The organism is Coprobacillus sp., assembly GCF_984815275.1.
This window is the reverse complement of the sequence record NZ_CFJNYH010000059.1, coordinates 1-14,934: the sequence shown is the minus strand read 5'-3', so window position 1 is coordinate 14,934 and position 14,934 is coordinate 1. Positions and strand designations below refer to the sequence as shown.

The following is a 14,934-nucleotide window of genomic DNA, read 5'->3' as shown; positions in this document are numbered from 1 at the left end:
GTTATTTTTCTATAAGTAACTGCTTTTAATTTGTCCGTTTTCTCTAAATTATATTGCTGTTGCCATATCAAAGCTCAATCAATAGTGGTAAATTCGTGGTAAAATAAACTTTTTCTATAATTAAATATGCTTATAAATATAGTATATATGCGGATAATCAATAATTATATATAAAATTTATATAAAATCTTTTAAAGAATAAAATTTATGAAGAGTGTTAGAGAGCAATAAACAAAGTGAATAATTAAATTATTATTTATGACATTGGTAAAAAGCTAAGAGAAAACTCTTGGTTTTATTTTCTTTTAACAAATTGATTTGAAATGTTTTATACGGGTTTAAAATCTAAGGTTGGTCATCTTTTAGAGCATGTTTAAGATTATTCTTAAATTAGAATAAGTTGACATTGTTTGTTTTGGAGAATAGTATAAATATATAATAAAAATATCATTTGAAAAAGAAAGGTGGTCATATTATGGGAAGACAGAGATTTAATATACATACTCATACTGCAAGATGTGGTCATGCCGATGGTACAGATGTTCAATATATTAATAGTGCTATTGATGCAGGATTTCAGATACTAGGATTTAGTGAACATATTCCTTTTGAAGAAATTAGAATTAAAGGAGCACGTATGTTTATGGAACAAAAAGATGAGTATTTGTTGAGTATGAGAAAACTTCAACAACAATTCAAGGGCAAGATTGAAATAAAAGTTGGATTTGAAGTAGAATATTTAGAAGATTATCTAGACTATTTAAAACAAGTCAAAGAAGAATGTGATTATTTAATTCTTGGACAACATCTTAAATATGTACATTCCCAAAATGAATTTTATGATTATGACTGTTATTGTTCAGATGAGGACTTATTCATATATGTTGAACAGATTGAGGCTGCATTACAACATGACTTGGTTACATATGTTGCTCATCCAGATTATTTTATGCAAGGTCGTAGAGTTTTTTCGAAAGGGTGTAAAGAAGTAGCACATCGTATTGCTAAAGCAAGTCTTGAATACGATATCCCTTTAGAGAATTTTGGGAAATTATTTCTTCATATGGCTGTAAGGTTCTATATGGTTATGATGCGCATTCTCCTATTGCTTTTCTTGAGAGAAACAGAGAAATGTTAGCTAATGACATATTAAAAGATATTCCTCTACATTTTATTGATTCAGTTTTAATAAAATAAAAAAGGAGTCAAACTCCCTTAAATAATATAATATGTTTATATAAGCAGCGTTCTTTTAAAAGGACGCTTTTTCATTTAAAATGTCTTGATAATAAAAACTCTATCCAGATAAAAGGTACACATAAGAAGACAACTTGAATACTAAGTATTGTAATTATAAGACTACCATGATCTAAAGCAATGCGAGGTAATAAAAATAAAGTCACTCCAATTAAAACAATGCCTACAATAAACCAGCTTTTTCCCATACATGCCTGAGCATAATCCCAAGTTTCTTCATTCATCATGCTGCGTTTTGTGCGATAACCATAAGATGTATTTCTACCTTTTGGTGGTGCAAACCACATCAGAATACCAAAAACAATCATAATAATGGGAATAAACAATGATAATGCAGTTATAAATAGTGGCATATGAATTCTTTCTTTCTAAATATATTATACTCCTATTCTATTTAAAAAAGTCAAAAATGATAAATAATATATTTCATGTATGTTTTTATTCAAATTAACAATAATAAGTGAGAAAATGATAGCTCTTTTACATAAACTTAACAAATTTTATACAAAACTTTGCTATTTAAGAAAAATAAAAAGAGATAAACTGTAATTGTCTTGAAGGACAGATGTTATATGAAAGAAGGATATAAAAAAATGAAAAAATTAGGAGCTTTATTATTGGCATGCGTATTAAGTTTTAGCTTAGTTGGGTGTGGCGGAGATGATAAAACACCAACAAGTAATGGAGATACTACAAATGTAAGTGGTAAAATTACATTAGATGGTTCAACTTCAATGGAGAAATTGGTTAAAGGTCTTGCAGAAGCAATTAAAGAAGATTATCCAAATTTAACATTAGAACCACAATTTACTGGTTCAGGTACTGGTATCAAATCTGTAATTGCTGGAACAGCAAATATTGGAAATTCATCTAGAGCATTAAAAGATGAAGAAAAAGCTGAAGGATTAGTAGAAAACATTGTTGCCTTAGATGGTATTGCAGTTATTGTTGATAAAAACAATAGTATCAAAAATTTAACAAAACAACAATTAGCTGATATCTATACTGGAAAAGTAAAAAATTGGAAAGAAGTCGGTGGGGCTGATCAAAATATCGTTGTGGTAGGACGTGAAGAAGGTTCAGGAACAAGAGACGGTTTTGAAGATATCTTAGGAATTAAAGAAAAATGTAAATATGCAAATACTTTAAATGAAACTGGAGCAGTCGTTGCTAAAGTAGAAGGAACACCTGGAGCTATTGGTTATGCATCTTTAGATGTTGCAGAAGATAGTAAGGATAAAGTGAATATTCTTTCTTTAGATAATATAGTGCCTAGTGAATCAACAATTTTAGATGGTACTTATACTTTACAAAGACCATTTGTTATGGCAACAAAGGGTGAAATCAATAAGCAATCAGAACAAGTTCAAGCAGTCTTCAAATTTATTGAAAGTGCAAAAGGACAAGAAGTGATTAAATCAGTTGGTTTGGTTGTACCAAATAAATAATAAGGACTAAAAAGTGTCTCTAGAGAATAGAGATTCTTTTTATTAATTCAAAGTTAACATTTGTCTCATTAAATTTACTTTTTAACACAATCTTAACAAACTTTATACAAAACATTGATATTTCATTCATAAGAAAAGATATAAACTGAAAATGATTTTTAGAGATGAAATATAAAAAGGAGTTTAGTATGGAAAAAGGAATAGTATCTATTTTAAGTAATAGAAAAACAAAATCAGCAGTTGAAAAAATAGCAGCATATATTTTTACTGCATGTGCAATTGTTTCTATTGTTGCTGTTATTTCTATTACAGGCTATATGATCATATCAGGAACACCAGCAATATTTAAAGTAGGACTTACAGATATTTTATTTAGTAATGTTTGGGAGCCAACTGCTTCAACACCTCAATTTGGTATTCTTAACATTATTTTAACATCCATTGTTGGAGTCTTTTTAGCTATCTGTATAGGAGTCCCAATAGGGATATTAACAGCTGTTAATCTATCTGAAATCGCAAATCCTAGAACAAGAAAAATTATTAAATCAGCAGTGGAATTATTAGCTGGAATACCATCAGTTGTATATGGGTTATTAGGAATTTTGATTATTACACCTATCATGTATCAATTAGAGTTATTTATATTTGCTTCTTCAACAACACATCAGTTTACAGGTGGGTCAAATTTAATATCTGCGATATTGGTTCTAGCTATAATGATTTTACCAACCCTTATTAATATTACAGAAACATCATTAAAAAGTGTTCCAGATGATTATCGTAAAAGTTCACTAGCATTAGGTGCAAGCCAAATGCAGACGATTTTTAAAGTTGTCTTACCAGCAGCAAAGAATGGAATCATGTCAGCAGTTGTCTTAGGTGTAGGACGTGCTATTGGAGAAGCTATGGCTATTTTACTTGTAGCTGGAAACTCTGTTAATGTTCCTTTACCATTTCATTCAGTTCGTTTTTTAACAACTGGAATTGTTTCTGAGATGGGGTATGCATCTGGATTACACAGAGAGGTCTTATTTACGATTGGACTTGTTTTGTTTATCTTTATTATTGTTATTAACCTTGTCTTAACATTTGTACTCAAGGGAGGAAATCAAGATGGAGAATAGTATTTATAATAAAAAAAGTCGTTTTAGTGATAATTTATTAAACTTCTTTATTCAATTTTCTACTCTTATTTCAATAGTGCTACTGGTTGTTATTATTGGATATATATGTTATCGAGGAATTCCTCATTTTTCATTTGATTACTTAATCAATACAACAAGTATTTTAAAGAAAACGGTAGGAATTTTACCTAATATTATAAACACATTATATATGATTGTTGTCACTTTATTAATTGCAGGACCTATCAGCATTGGTGGAGCAATTTATTTAAATGAGTATGCAACAAATAAAAAACTTGTTCATATTATTTCATTTACGACAGAAGTTCTTGCAGGAATTCCATCAATTATTTATGGATTATTTGGAATGTTATTCTTTGGTGGTGTTTTGAATTTAAGTTATTCAATTTTAACAGGAGCTTTCACTTTAGCCATTATGATTCTACCAATTGTTTCTCGTAATACACAGATTGCTTTACAGGCTGTTCCAAAAAGTTATCGTGAAGCTGCACTAGGAATAGGAGCAACAAAATGGTATATGATTCGTACAGTATTGTTGCCGAGTGCTATACCAGGAATCTTAACCGGAATTATTTTAGCAATGGGAAGAATTGTTGCAGAATCAGCAGCACTATTATTCACTGCTGGAAGTCTAAGTATATTACCTACAAATGTATTTTCACACTTATTCTCCAGTGGAGCAACTTTAACAATTCAATTATATTTAGAGATGGCTAAAGCAAATTATGAATCAGCATTTGTTATTGCATTAATTTTAGTTGTTATTGTTTTGTTATTAAATTTCACTGCAAAGTGGATTTCTAAAAAATTTGATGTAAATAAGGTGGATTAGAGTATGAATAAAAAAATTGAAGCTAAAAAATTAAATCTCTTTTATGGGGATAAACATGCTTTAAAAGATGTTGATTTGGCAATTGAAGAAAATAAAATTACTGCCTTTATTGGTCCTTCTGGATGTGGAAAGTCAACATTTTTAAAGACATTGAACAGAATGAATGATTATGTCAATAACGTTAAAATTACAGGTGAAGTTGTTTTAGATAATGAAGATATTTACGACCCACGTGTTGATACAACAGTTTTAAGAAAAAAAGTTGGAATGGTTTTTCAACAGCCAAATCCATTTCCAATGAGTATTTATGATAATGTTGCATATGGACCAAGAATTCATGGTATTAAAAATAAGAAGCAACTTGATGAGATTGTTGAAAAGAGTTTAAAAGCAGCTGCATTATATGATGAAGTGGCAGATCGACTCCACTCATCAGCATTAGGTTTATCAGGAGGTCAACAGCAACGTTTATGTATAGCAAGATGTTTAGCAGTTGAGCCAGAAGTTATTTTGTTAGATGAACCAACAAGTGCACTTGATCCTATCTCTACATTAAAGATTGAAGAACTTCTAATGGATCTAAAAAATAAATATACAATTGCAATTGTTACTCACAATATGCAGCAGGCATCACGTATTGCTGACTATACTGCTTTTTTCTTAGTTGGTGAGATGGTTGAATATGGAAAAACAAAAGATATATTTTCATTACCACAAGATAAACGTACTGAAGATTATATCACAGGACGTTTTGGTTAATATTGTGTTTTAAGCAAAAAACAAATATAATGGAGGTATAGAAAGATGATGAGAACTTTATTTGATGCAGAATTAAATAAATTAAATGTAGATTTAACAAAAATGGGACATTTAGTAGAGGTGTCTATTGAGAATATGATTGATGCTTTTAAGCATCAAGATAAAACATTAGCAAAAGAGATTATGGATAATGATAGATTGATTAACGATATGGAAAGAGCAATTGAATCTAGATCATTTAATTTAATTTTAAGGCAGCAACCCATTGCAAGTGATTTAAGAAATGTGACATCAGCATTAAAGATTGTTACAGACTTAGAAAGAATTGGAGATCAGGCTGCAGATATTGCTGAAATTATTTTGAATTTTGAAGGAGAACATGCTTATCGTACTGTTGAGCATATTCCAACAATGGCTAAAAAAGCAAAAATGATGGTTCATGAAGCTATTGATGCTTTCATTAAAAAAGATCTCTCTACAGCACAAATGGTTATCAAAATGGATGATGAAATTGATTCTTTATTTCAGGAAGTAAAACAAGAAGTTACTGAAATATTAAAAGAAAATAGTGAAAGAATTGATTATTGTATAGATTTTCTGATGATTGCTAAGTATTTAGAAAGAGTTGGTGATCATGCAGTGAATATATGCGAATGGTTAGAATTTAACCAGACAGGAACAATGAACGACCACAGACTTATCTAAGGGGGATAAAAAATGAACGCACGTATTTATGTTATTGAAGACGATGAAAACATTCAGGAAATTGTCAAATTATCATTAGAATCTAATGGATATCAAGTCACATTATTTGATAATGCAATTGATGCAATTATAGCTATTCATGAAGATGCACCAGATCTTGCAATCTTTGATGTTATGTTACCACAAATGGATGGTATTACAGCTGTCAAAAAGATTAGAGAAACAAATACACAAATGCCTATTCTTATTTTAAGTGCTAAAGATAGTGAAATAGATAAAATTCATGGATTAGATAGTGGTAGTGATGATTATATGACAAAACCATTTGGTGTCCTTGAATTATGTGCACGTGTTCGTACATTACTACGTAGAGTTCAGCCAAAATCCAAATCGATTCAAACGCCAACTTTATCAATTGATAAATCTACACATATTGTTCAGCAGAATAACCAAGGTATTGATTTAACACATAAAGAATATCAATTATTACTTTATTTAATTGAAAATAAAGAACGTGTTGTGGAACGAGATGAACTATTGAATAATATTTGGGGTTATGATTTTATAGGAGAATCAAGAGCTTTAGATGTCCATATAAGATCATTAAGAAAAAAGTTAGATGATAACGGAGAAAAATATATTAAAACAGTGCGTTCTGTAGGATATCGCTTTGTTGAAAAGGAGGATACACATGACTAAGTCTATCCTCCGTTATTTTATCATCATTTTAATTGCGACTCTCCTTAGCAGTTGTTTTATCTCTGCTACGTTAATTTCTAATAGTCTTTTGAGTACAACAAAACAGGATATGTTGTATTCTTTAAAGTTAATTGATTATGCAATTGATTATCAACAGCCATTAGAACAACAAATTGAAAAATTAAATCCATTAGCTTATTCTGATCAAACACGAATTAGTGTTATTGATAAAAGAGGGCATGTTGTTGCAGATACGGTATCTCAATCTGTATCTGAAAACCATTTGGATCGACAAGAAATTCAAGAGGCACTTCATAATACTGTTGGTTATGCAAGAAGGCGATCTGAAACAACAAATGAGAATATGTTATATGTTGCTTATTACCATCAGGATTATATATTGCGATTATCTATTCCATATAATGGATTATTAGATCATATTCCATCTTTAATTCCAGCATTATCTATAAGTGCTGTTGTTTCTTTTGTGATTGCATATATTCTATCTAGAAAACTTGCTTTTACAATATCTAAACCAATTATTGATATTAGTGATAGTTTAGATCAAATGACAGAAGATTTTCGATTTGAATTAAAACAATATGATTATCAGGAATTTAATGTTATTGTTAATACAATAGGAAACTTATCACATCGTTTACGTAAATCAATGCGTGAAGTAAAATTAGAACGTATAAAAATGGATGAAATTTTAAAACAAATGAATGAAGGCTTTGTTTTATTAGATGAAAATTATAAAATATTAAGTATTAATGCAAAAGCAACATCAATCTTAGGAAATATGAAGACTTATGATCAGTTTATGGATTACTTATATTATCCTGAAATTATTAATGCTTTAGAAAATAACATTCCTAAGCAAGAAATAGAAATTAAAATTAATCATAATATCTATGCATGTTATATTTCAAGAATTGATTTAGGAACAACTTTATTATTTGTTGATATTACAGTTGCTAAAAAGGCAGAAAAAATGCGCAGTGAATTTTTCTCTAATGTATCACATGAATTAAAGACACCAATGACATCTATTCGTGGTTATAGTGATTTATTGGTTCAAGGTTTGGTTCATGATGAAACACAAAAACATATGATGTTAGAAAAGATTCAAGAAGAGGTCAATAGTATGTCAACTCTAATAAATGATATCTTAATGCTATCTAGGATAGAAAATATGGATATTGAAGTAGAAATGATGCCTATGAAAATGAAAGGTCTTGTTGATGAAGTTCTAGAAAGTTATCAAGTAGAGTTATCTAAACATGATATTACAATGCATACTGATTTTACAGATCTTACGTATATTGGAAATCATCAACAAATATATACTTTACTTAATAATCTTATAGGAAATGCTATTAAGTATAATATTGATCATGGTCATGTTTTTGTCAATGTTGAAGATCAAGGTCAAGCAATGAAAGTGACTGTGAAAGATACTGGTATTGGAATCCCTTTAGCTGATCAATCTCGTATATTTGAAAGATTTTATCGTGTTGATAAAGGAAGAAGTAAACAAAGAGGTGGAACTGGATTAGGATTAGCAATTGTGAAACATATTGTTTCTCATTATAAAGGCGTTATTCATTTAACTAGTGAATTAGGGCAAGGAACAACAATAGAAATAATTTTACCACAACAAAGTATTAAGGAAGTTTAGAACTTCCTTTTTTTGTCGATACTTAATCTGGTGATAAAAATGAATCAGTCATATTGGCAAAAAACATCAAAGAAAAAAATAGGAAAAAAAATAGAAACAGATATAGCAACGGATATTGTCATTATTGGAGGCGGTTTATCAGGTGTTGCATTGGCATATCAATTAAAGGATAGTCCATATCAAGTCATAGTTGTTGATAAAGATGAACTCGGCAGTCATACAAGTGGTCATACTACTGCAAAGGTGACGACGTTGCATTCTACACTATATCGTGACATTACAAAACATTATGATATTCATCAAGCTTATCTTTATTATAAATCTAATCAACAGGCATTTGATGAAATTGAAAATATCATACAAAAAGAAAATATTGCTTGTGATTATCAAAAGAATAATTCTTTTATTTATACAGATGATCCTAATTATGTCAAAGACATACAGGAACAAACCGATATTTTCCATTCATTAAGAATTGAAACAATTCATGATGAAAATCATTTGGCTTCATTAGGTCTAAAAAATCAAGCTATTTTTCATCCCCTTAAATATCTATATAAACTCGTTGATATCTGTCAAAAAAGTGGCGTTTCTTTTTATGAACATAGTGAAGTCACACATATTGAAAGAAAAGATGATTCATTTATAATAGATATAAATGAACATCACATACAATGTCATTACCTAGTTCATGCAACAAGGTACCCATTTATTAGAAAAGGTTTATATTTCTTTAAACTCTTTCAAGAAAAAGAATACATTGATTATATAATCGAACAAAATGGTAAAGACAGTTATCTATGCGTAGATCAAACAAAAAGTTACCGTCCTTTAATAAATGATGATAGTTTACAAATTACCAGAGATTCTAAAGACTGGTTTGCTCAAGATAGTACACCTATTCGTGGAATTCCTTATATTGGAAGACTAAGTAAATATTCAAATGAATTTATAATCTATGGCTTTCAAAAATGGGGTATGACTTTGTCACAAGTTGCTGCAAGACTTATTAGTGATTTGATTTTAGATAAAGAAAATCCATATGAAGATTTATATGCATGTCATTATTTCTCTATGTCTTTTGCAAAAAAATATACAAATAAGGTGTGGAAAAATACTAAAAAAGGCATGATTATGAATCGTTTTCAAAACGATCCATTAATCACTTTAGAGAATCAAGATGGTATGGTAACAAAGGTCAATGGAAAGTTAACAGCAGTATATAAGGATAAAAAAGGTGAACTCCATTTTCTCACACCATATTGTCCTCATTTAAAATGTGTTGTAGATTTTTGTAAGAAGGATCAGACTTGGACATGTCCTTGCCATCAATCTGTTTATGATGCATATGGCCATCTTATGGAAGGACCAAGTCTTTATTCCTTAAAGAAAACGCAAGATAAATCATAGTAACCTCTCACTGAGAGGTTTTTTTACTAAAAGTGTATTTTTATCTTGACTACTCCCTAAGGGAGTAGCATATGATAAATATGCAATTAAAAAAGGGAGGATGCTAAATGCTTATAAAGGATGTTTGTAAACTTTGCCATGTCACAAAAAAAGCCCTTGTTTATTATGAAGACAAAGGACTTATTTCTCCACTTATAATGGAAAATGGTTATCGAGATTATAGTCAAAAAGATATCAAGATCATTAAAGAAATTTGTGTTTTAAGACATTGTGGAATAAGTGTGTCAGATATTAAAATTATTCTATTAGATACTAATAAAAAAACAGTGATAAAGAAATATCAAAAATTAAATAATTTACATATAGAAAGTTATTTAAAAATGAATGAGAGTCTTCAACGATTGACACAGAATTATGATATTGAAAAAGAATTTAATCATTTAGTTGAAAAGAATGATTGTCTTCTTACTGTAAGAGAAAAACTTATTTTAGCGTTTCCAGGTTGTTATGGACTTTTTTTGTCATTACATTTTGGAAGATTCTTAAATGAAAGTATTGATACTAAAGAAAAGCATAAAGCTTATGTTCAGATGATTCATTATTTAGACCATTTGGTTATTTCTCAAGAATTGGTTGATTATATGAAATCAATATTTAATGACAAGTATGATATCTTTGCTTTAGAACAACAAATCTATCTTGATACAACAAATGCTTTTCATGACTTTGAAAACTATTTCAAAGAGCACCAAGAGCAATTGGAAAATTATATTGAGTATAAACTATCAGATGAATACAAAGATTCATTGGTAAAAAAAGTTCAAGAAGAAATATTAATTTTTCAAAAGGAAACAGGATATCAAGATAACTTTATTGAGAACTTAAAGATTCTTAGTTCTTCTTATCGAGAGTATCTTCATCAGTTAGAAAAACTCAAAAAGCAATATATATATTTCCACAAGTCCAAGAATTCTCATCAAATGCTTTAAATACATATTTCTTGAAAAATTGAGCAATAACTTTCATTTTTTACGAAAACTACGTATAATGTAATTATACGAGGGGATGATTTTATGAAATGTGATGTCTGTGGAACAAAGATTCCAATAGCTGAGAGTACATGCCCAAATTGTGGATACCGAGTGAAAAAGGATGTTGTTCAATCTTTTGATGCATCCAATAAGACACATGAGCATATTCGTACACAATCAACAAAAACCTATGTCAAGCCAAATATACCAGATATGAGTATGTTTCAAACACCAAAATGGATTATAGGAATAGCAGTTGCTTTTGTTGTTGTAGTCATAATTATGACAGTTCTACCACTATTATCAAAGTCTTCTCGTTCTTCCAGTGACTGGTCTGAAATGACTTTCCAGGAAGTTATTGATTTGGGAGAGGGAGAAGGAACAATTGAGCTTGCACAAAGTTCACTTGAAAAAGTTCAAAATCTTATGAGCAATACACTTCACATAGAAGATATATATACCCATGAATATTGTAGTGATTATGATGATTCTGTAAACGCAAGTTTTTCTGTACAAGGGTATAGTCAAGATGTATATTATAGTGTTAATTACACATATGTAGATAGAGAATTGCTGTCATCTGAATTAACAATTTCTGGAACCAGCCAAAAAAGTATAAAAGATTTAGAAACTTTACCAATGAATAAGGATATAGTCACAAAACTTGGGGATTATATGGATATTCACAATGCATACGAGTATTTTGATCAAGGACGTTTAAAGCTTGTTAAGTTAAAAGATTATAATGATCAGTATGAATATGTTCATTCTCAAAATCCATATGTATTTATTCATGAAAAGGTTTATTCTCGTAATGAATTTGAATATTATTGTACCATTTCAAGTCGTTAGAAATAACGACTTTTCATATTGTCACAAAATTTGATACGAGATATGAAAGAATTCATTTTCGTATTCGTAGCAAAGTTATTAAAAAAGTATTATAATAAAATTATATATGAGGAGGAATCTTATGAAAAAAATTATGTCATTATTATTGATGATGAGTTTTATCTTGGCTGGATGTTCATCATCGAAAAGTGCAGATACAATGAAAGTATTAACGCCAAATGGAGCAACAGCCTTATCTTTAGTAGGTGTTTATGAAGAAATAACAAAGAATGGTGAAGTGAAAATTGTTGAAGGAAGTGAACTGATTAGCAGTGAACTTGTTAAAAAGGATAGTGAATTTGATGCTATTATTGCACCTATTAATTTAGGCTGTCAATTAATTGCAAAAGGTCAAACAGATTATAGATTAGCTGGCGTTTTGACATGGGGAAACCTTTATTTGGTACAAAATGAAGATGTAACTAATAATGAATTAGCAGCATTTGGTGAAAAGGCTGTTCCAGGAAAGATTTTTAATCTGGTAAAAGAATCATCGGATATTATGAAGAATTCTAAAGTTACTTATTATAATGCAGTGAGTGATGTACAAGCACAAGTCTTAGCAGGAAAATGTCAGTATGCATTAATGGCTGAACCTGCTGCAACTGCAACTATTGGAAAAGCAAAGCAAAATGGAACAACATTAAAAATAGTCGCTTCGCTACAAGAACTTTATCAAAAACAATCTGGGTCTATAGAGGCAGGCTATCCACAAGCGGCTATTTTTGTTAAAAATAAAGATGATGTGAAAGATTTATTATCAAAGATAGAAGCATTTACATCTGGTAAAAAAGATGAAGAATTATTAACAAAGTCAATTGATAAAATTGGTGCTGAAACATTTGGTATTCCAAGTGCAGCTATTGGAGCGAAGACATGGACAAATCAAAACATCAATTATAAAGATGCCGCAAGTGTTAAAGAAGATATTCAATCATTACTGAAACAATTTGGCATTGAATATAGTGATGATATGCTAATCAAATAATGAAGCATAAAATTAATCTTGTTGTTTATATTTTGTTGTTATGGCAACTGGTTGCTGTTATTGTCAATAAAGAGGTCATTGTTCCTTATCCTTTAGATGTTTTTCAAAGAATGATTGACATGCTTACTGATTTCAATTTTTATCAGACTCTATTTATAACCCTATCACATGTTATTATAGTGGTTGCAATAAGTGCACTTATTGCATTTGTGTTAGCTTATCTAGGATATCAAAAACCACTTATAGATGAATATGTTTCACCATTACTAACAATGATTCAAGCAATACCTAATATTTCATTTATTATACTTGTATTGGTTTGGGTATCATCATTACAAACTGTCTATATTGTGCTTTTTCTAGTTGTTTTTCCTCTATTGTATAATAATTTTATACAGGGTTTTAAAAGTATTGATCATGACTTGCGAGATGTTATATTATTATATCATCCAACATGTTTTGAAAAGTATTTCAAAGTATATTTACCTCTGATTCGTCCAAGCTTTTTATCAGGAATGAAGAGTTCATTAAGTCTTGGTGTAAAAGTTGCAGTGATGGCTGAGATACTAGCTGGACTCCCTTATGGTGTAGGAAGAGCAATCAATTATAGTCGAATTCAATTTGATATGGTTGGAGTTTTTGCATGGACCGTTTGGTTAGTTATTATGATATTGTTTATTGACTATATATTAAATAAAGTTATGCATGATCATGAATTTTAAGTACAAGATATTGTAGTGAACCCTAAAAGTGGAATTAAAATTTAATATTTATTGTAAGGCTTGATTCCTAACTTGTAAAGGAGTTAGGCCTTTTCATTTTTCATTGTGTCTTCCTTTTGGCTTATTATTAAGACCATCATAACCTCATTTTTCATAATTGTTAATCCATTGATTGATTTGTCCATCTGCAATATCGTATAAAATCATTAATAACATCTTAGACTCTCATGAGCGAAAATATAAGCTTACTATTTCTTTTTTATCTTTATATGTTAATTTTGAATGTTAAAAAAACCTCTTGTTCATAGTTCAACTTTTGAGGTTCAATTCAATTTAATATTCTTTTAATAACAAGGAAATCTAATTTTATTTTCATTTTTATCTCCCTTCTGTAATTGATATTACAAAACGGAAATTATATAAAAAAGCCAAGAATTATACTTCTTGGCAAAATAAGATATTTTATTATTTAATAATAAGTATAGTAATACGATTTCATTTCTTTAATTGTATTTTCTTTAGCTATTCCCTTTTTTTGTGGAGAAGGAGAACACCCAGAAATTATTAAGGCAACGAGAATTAATATTGTCTTCATTTTCAATTGCTCTTTTCACAATCATTATTAGCACATATATATTAAAGTTTATACTTGTATTTATTTTAGTTAGAATATGAAGTTATTCTATTTTTTATATCTTAATTCAAATTTTTAAGAGATAATGCAGTATGACATTGAATCAATCAAACTGGTTAACTGAATTACTACTTCATTAACGTATTTTTCTTCAGTTCATAAGATGGATGATACAGCCCTGTTGGTTCATAAAATTCATCACCAATATAACTGAAACCTAATTTAAGTAATAATTTTGATGATGCTATATTATTAGGATTATGACCTGCAAACAACTCTTCTGCCTTCAAAACAGTAAATGCATAATTTATTACTGTTTTTGCTGCTTCCATTGCATATCCTTGTCCCCAAAACTTTGGACGCAGATGAAAACCTATTTCATATTTACCTTTGCTATATGGTTTTAATCCACAGCAACCAATCAATTCGTTTGAGTCAAGTTTAAAAATAGGCCAGTATTGAATATTATACATCGATTTATTTTTTATTTCTTTTTCTAATCGTGTTCTAATATCATTCGTACTGAATTTACCGCTAGCACAAATGAATCTTGTGACATCAGGATCTCCCCATAATAATTCTGCCAGTTTGATATCATCTTTTTCCCATTCAGAAAATCCTATTCTATTTGTAGTTAAGAAAAAATCTCTATCCATTTGTATACCTCCTAAAATTCTAATTTATCTATTCAATCCTCTGTAAACCCTGTGTTTTCAAGGCATATCGCCTATT

At 29.4% G+C, this 14,934-nt stretch carries 16 protein-coding genes; 13 read left to right on the top strand and 3 right to left on the bottom strand.

Annotated elements, in window-relative coordinates; all coding sequences use genetic code 11:
* Nucleotides 1-475 precede the first annotated feature (475 nt).
* Entirely contained in the window at nt 476-1,138 is a 663-nt protein-coding gene (locus tag AC5M21_RS14885) for a PHP domain-containing protein (RefSeq protein ID WP_008790722.1), read from the top strand.
* 130 nt (nt 1,139-1,268) lie between these two features.
* Here the strand turns inward: AC5M21_RS14885 and AC5M21_RS14880 are convergent, their stop codons facing one another.
* Nucleotides 1,269-1,610 carry an SdpI family protein gene (locus tag AC5M21_RS14880; protein WP_008790721.1) on the bottom strand — a complete coding sequence of 114 codons (342 nt, stop codon included), beginning with the start codon at nt 1,608-1,610 and terminating at the stop codon, nt 1,269-1,271.
* Nucleotides 1,611-1,850: 240 nt separating this feature from the next.
* Between AC5M21_RS14880 and AC5M21_RS14875 the strand changes: the two genes are divergently transcribed.
* The 12 genes from AC5M21_RS14875 (at nt 1,851) to AC5M21_RS14820 (ending at nt 13,568) form a co-directional block, all read left to right on the top strand.
* Nucleotides 1,851-2,705: a phosphate ABC transporter substrate-binding protein gene (locus tag AC5M21_RS14875; protein ID WP_029158216.1), complete on the top strand. Its 855-nt coding sequence runs from the start codon at nt 1,851-1,853 to the stop codon at nt 2,703-2,705.
* A 188-nt stretch (nt 2,706-2,893) separates the two neighbouring features.
* Nucleotides 2,894-3,829: a phosphate ABC transporter permease subunit PstC gene (pstC, locus tag AC5M21_RS14870; protein ID WP_008790719.1), complete on the top strand. Its 936-nt coding sequence runs from the start codon at nt 2,894-2,896 to the stop codon at nt 3,827-3,829.
* On the top strand, nt 3,819-4,682 hold the full coding sequence (pstA, locus tag AC5M21_RS14865) for a phosphate ABC transporter permease PstA (RefSeq protein WP_008790718.1): 864 nt from the start codon (nt 3,819-3,821) through the stop codon (nt 4,680-4,682). Before pstC ends, pstA begins: the two co-directional genes overlap by 11 nt.
* A 3-nt stretch (nt 4,683-4,685) precedes the next feature.
* Nucleotides 4,686-5,441 carry a phosphate ABC transporter ATP-binding protein PstB gene (gene pstB, locus AC5M21_RS14860; RefSeq protein ID WP_008790717.1) on the top strand — a complete coding sequence of 252 codons (756 nt, stop codon included), beginning with the start codon at nt 4,686-4,688 and terminating at the stop codon, nt 5,439-5,441.
* Nucleotides 5,442-5,486: 45 nt separating this feature from the next.
* On the top strand, nt 5,487-6,146 hold the full coding sequence (gene phoU / locus AC5M21_RS14855) for a phosphate signaling complex protein PhoU (protein WP_008790716.1): 660 nt from the start codon (nt 5,487-5,489) through the stop codon (nt 6,144-6,146).
* Between the two features lie 12 nt (nt 6,147-6,158).
* Nucleotides 6,159-6,845 carry a response regulator transcription factor gene (locus AC5M21_RS14850; protein WP_008790715.1) on the top strand — a complete coding sequence of 229 codons (687 nt, stop codon included), beginning with the start codon at nt 6,159-6,161 and terminating at the stop codon, nt 6,843-6,845.
* Entirely contained in the window at nt 6,838-8,526 is a 1,689-nt protein-coding gene (locus AC5M21_RS14845) for a sensor histidine kinase (protein ID WP_008790714.1), read from the top strand. Before AC5M21_RS14850 ends, AC5M21_RS14845 begins: the two co-directional genes overlap by 8 nt.
* 39 nt (nt 8,527-8,565) lie before the next feature.
* Nucleotides 8,566-9,936, top strand: a complete 1,371-nt coding sequence (locus AC5M21_RS14840) for an FAD-dependent oxidoreductase (protein WP_008790713.1) — start codon at nt 8,566-8,568, stop codon at nt 9,934-9,936.
* A 107-nt stretch (nt 9,937-10,043) separates the two neighbouring features.
* A complete protein-coding gene (locus tag AC5M21_RS14835; protein WP_008790712.1) occupies nt 10,044-10,925 on the top strand; it encodes a MerR family transcriptional regulator in 882 nt (293 codons plus the stop codon).
* 84 nt (nt 10,926-11,009) lie between these two features.
* Nucleotides 11,010-11,819: a zinc ribbon domain-containing protein gene (locus tag AC5M21_RS14830; protein ID WP_008790711.1), complete on the top strand. Its 810-nt coding sequence runs from the start codon at nt 11,010-11,012 to the stop codon at nt 11,817-11,819.
* Nucleotides 11,820-11,940: 121 nt separating this feature from the next.
* Complete coding sequence (locus tag AC5M21_RS14825; protein ID WP_008790710.1) at nt 11,941-12,846, top strand: hypothetical protein; 906 nt, start codon at nt 11,941-11,943, stop codon at nt 12,844-12,846.
* Complete coding sequence (locus AC5M21_RS14820; protein WP_008790709.1) at nt 12,846-13,568, top strand: ABC transporter permease; 723 nt, start codon at nt 12,846-12,848, stop codon at nt 13,566-13,568. Before AC5M21_RS14825 ends, AC5M21_RS14820 begins: the two co-directional genes overlap by 1 nt.
* 469 nt (nt 13,569-14,037) lie before the next feature.
* Here the strand turns inward: AC5M21_RS14820 and AC5M21_RS14815 are convergent, their stop codons facing one another.
* Nucleotides 14,038-14,163, bottom strand: coding sequence for a hypothetical protein (locus AC5M21_RS14815; RefSeq protein WP_272867198.1), 126 nt, complete (start codon nt 14,161-14,163; stop codon nt 14,038-14,040).
* Between the two features lie 167 nt (nt 14,164-14,330).
* Nucleotides 14,331-14,858, bottom strand: a complete 528-nt coding sequence (locus AC5M21_RS14810; RefSeq protein ID WP_008790708.1) for a GNAT family N-acetyltransferase — start codon at nt 14,856-14,858, stop codon at nt 14,331-14,333.
* Between the last annotated feature and the right edge of the window lie 76 nt (nt 14,859-14,934).